This window comes from Enterococcus italicus DSM 15952 (assembly GCF_000185365.1).
GTDB lineage: Bacteria > Bacillota > Bacilli > Lactobacillales > Enterococcaceae > Enterococcus_G > Enterococcus_G italicus.
In genome coordinates this window covers 1,435,747-1,438,973 of record NZ_GL622241.1, presented here as the reverse complement: position 1 = coordinate 1,438,973, position 3,227 = coordinate 1,435,747, and the positions used below count along the sequence as shown (strand labels likewise).

Below are 3,227 nucleotides of genomic sequence, written 5' to 3'. Positions count from 1 at the left end.
CTCGACACAGAAATCAAGGACTCAAGATTAGTATTAAAGAATATGTTCGTGCGTCACAGCATTTGAGAGGGTATTCTTCACTTGAAATGCAACTATTAAGAACAGTAGCTCTCGATGAAGGTTATTACAAGAAAATAACTAGGAAAATATTTGAAATTTTGTATACAAATATAATTTTTAAGAGTATGAAAGAATATTATGAAAAAAATGATTACGTTAATCATGAAAGGTTTAAAGAATATTTGTTAAGCATTTACGTTCGTAATGTCAGAACTAAAATTAATGGTGTAGTTTTTACAAAGATGACAAAATATTTAGGTGAAAGTCCTGAAAAATGGAATAAAGAAAAATTTTACTTAGCTTGTTTAGGGTTATCCTTTCAACCTAAATTTACAAATTTTTATGTCTACGAATTATATGATGATTTTATAAAGAAATTAGAACTTGATACCAAATTAATTAATCAAGAACTCGTGGGATTGTCTAAGTCTGATAGAAATTATTATGGTGGAGACAAGTAATGAATGTAGACTATATTCTAGATGAAAATGTTGATTTTTTAATGGGTTTTTCCAATAAAGTCATGGGGCAATTACCAGAAGAACGTTTATATGAAAGTGTAGAAGATAATCGCCTGAGATTTTGTTTCGCAGTATTCCAGAACCAGTTTAATTCTCTATTTTCATTCTTAAATGAAAAAACAAAGTTTAATAATCATTTTAATGCAGACCCTAGCAGAGAATTAATTATACTGATTGATAAATATGAAGAACTTGAACATGCTTTATCTAGAACTGATTATGCTTTTAAAATGATTGATAATTATGTAGATACCATTCGATTCATTCAACCGCACCTTAGTAATTCTGGTGGGTCAACTATTCCAGAAGACTATCAGTTACTGAATATCGTTAAATATGAACCAATCATTTATTTTGATAAGCAAATTGAAATTGTTAAGGAGAATAACAGTTTATACTCTTCTTTAAAATTGGTTAATTCTGGTTCTTATGCTATGGTTTATAAGTTTAAAGATACTTTTTATAATCAAATATTTGCTTTAAAAAGAGCAAGAAAAGAACTAACATCTACTGAGTTAATACGATTTAAAAAAGAGTTTGAAAATATGAGAAATATGGATTCCTTATATGTATTAAAAGTTTATAGCTATAATGATGATGCGAATGAATTTATTATGGAATACGTGAAACAAACGCTAAAAGATTTTATTGATTCTAATAATACCAAATTAGAATTATTTGAAAGGAAAAGGTTAGTTGCTCAACTTTTTAATGCGTTTAAATACATTCATTCTAAAGGGATTTTTCATAGGGATATTTCTTTATCCAATATATTAGTAAAGGAATACGATGACAAAACCATTATCTTAAAAGTCTGTGATTTTGGTTATCTCAAAGACTCTGATAGCACACTGACTCGCCAAAATACTGAATTTCAAGGAAGTTTAAATGACCCACAGTTGAAAATTATGGGAGCGGATAAATACACCATTCAACATGAAATTTATGCGTTAACTCAAGTTATTTTTTTTGTAATGACTGGGAGAAAGAATCTGAATAATAATAAAGATAAAGAAGTAGAGAAGTTTATAGATTCTGGTATGAATACAGATTTATCTAAAAGAGTAAAATCGTTAGAGGAATTGAAAGAAGTATTCTCGAAAACAGACTGGAGTAGATAAGTTTGAATATCCAGAAAGCTTTAATAGAACTAACGATAAATGGAGTAGTGACTTGTAAGCATCTCGCTGATTTTTATGATACTTTTCATGAAGATAAAGAATTTACAGATGTGGTCAAAGTTCTAAGTGGAAGTATTGTAATAGATATGGCTCAATTAAAAGAAGAATTATATGCATCAGAAGATGCACACTTATTAGGTGCTGTGGAATATATGCAAAAATATTACCCATCAGCAATTTCATTGATAGAATTAATTCCTAAGGAAAAGAGAAAGTTCATCCATTGAAATAAAATTTATTAATTTTAAACATGTATCTTTGTTATAAAAAATGAAAAATTAGCGATGATTTTGAGCTGTATTTAAGGACATATTTCTGAAAATATTTGCACTTTTGAATTGCTTGTTTTTTGAGAAAATTTAATTGGACTACAGACAAGATGCGTAAAAAAATCCTCATTAAGTATGTAGTCCAAGCCATTTTTGGGGACAATTCAACCGTTTTTTGAGGTATAATGAGTCTGCAAAAGTTAATAAAAAGAACAGAATTTTGGCTTCTAACATGCACTGGAATCGAGGAGAGACTATCGCTTTAACGCAGGAAAAAGCGATAGAAATGCTGATATAACAGCACTTGACCTTAACGACAATGGGCTGCCCACTTGCAGATGTCTTGACGGATAATATCCATGATGCCTTATCTGAAGTAGAAGAAGTCGGTGAAATCGAAGTCAAATTAGTCTGGTATCCAGCGTGGACGACCGATCGCATGAGCCGCTATGCACGGATTGCTTTGGGGATTAGGTAAGTTATAGTAAATTTTCATTTAGAATTTAGTCTGAGCCGATTTTCGGACTATGCGAACCAAACTAGTAAGAAAAAAACGTTGAACTCTTTTATTAACTTTTAAAAAAGGTTGATAAAAGAGTTTTTGTTTTGCAAAATTTCAGGTATGTAGAAATGTTTCAGAGGGTAAAGATTAGAGAAATTTTACCGAAAATGATACAGAAACCCAAGAAATTTGGAAGTAGTATGATCTTTAGATTCCTTTTCAAAGAGAGTATACTCTTTTAAAAGGAAAGTTGATACTTATGCTAGGTAAGTAGATGAATTCAAGATGAACTAACAAACGGAATAGACAAGGTGATTAGATGGGACTCATATTATTATTTTTCTGTATAGTAGTGGTCTATAAACTATATATTTCATACAAGAATAAAGATTTTTCTAAACAAAAGATTGATGCAATAATTCTTTTTGGATTAATTTTTTTAATCTTGCTACTATTTTTTCTAGCACCTATAAGCATGTAAGATTTTTGACTAAACAGTGTTGAAAGTGAGTCTCCGTAAGGTTTACATGTATACTGCAACCCGAGTTAACTATACAAAATTATCTGTCTTTCTATTATTTTCCTGTAATTAGCGTATTTACTCTTGAAGAGATAATCGTAATCTAGTCTCATAAAAGGAGAAAAATATGGGAGAGTTTGTTCAGTTTTATGTAGGGTTCTGTTGCAAAGTTTT

3 protein-coding genes and 1 pseudogene are annotated in these 3,227 nt (G+C 29.8%); all 4 read left to right on the top strand.

The features are described from left to right. Positions 1–521, top strand: a 521-nt coding sequence (locus HMPREF9088_RS12060; protein WP_007208425.1) for a hypothetical protein, incomplete at its 5' end; no start/stop codon positions are given. After that, entirely contained in the window at positions 521–1,702 is a 1,182-nt protein-coding gene (locus HMPREF9088_RS06755; protein WP_007208424.1) for a protein kinase family protein, read from the top strand. The genes HMPREF9088_RS12060 and HMPREF9088_RS06755, both read left to right, overlap by 1 nt. Positions 1,703–1,704: 2 nt before the next feature. After that, on the top strand, positions 1,705–1,989 hold the full coding sequence (locus HMPREF9088_RS06750) for a hypothetical protein (RefSeq protein WP_007208423.1): 285 nt from the start codon (positions 1,705–1,707) through the stop codon (positions 1,987–1,989). 346 nt (positions 1,990–2,335) lie between these two features. Next, a pseudogene (locus tag HMPREF9088_RS11935) lies at positions 2,336–2,509 on the top strand (DUF59 domain-containing protein); the annotation flags it as partial. Positions 2,510–3,227: the final 718 nt, after the last annotated feature.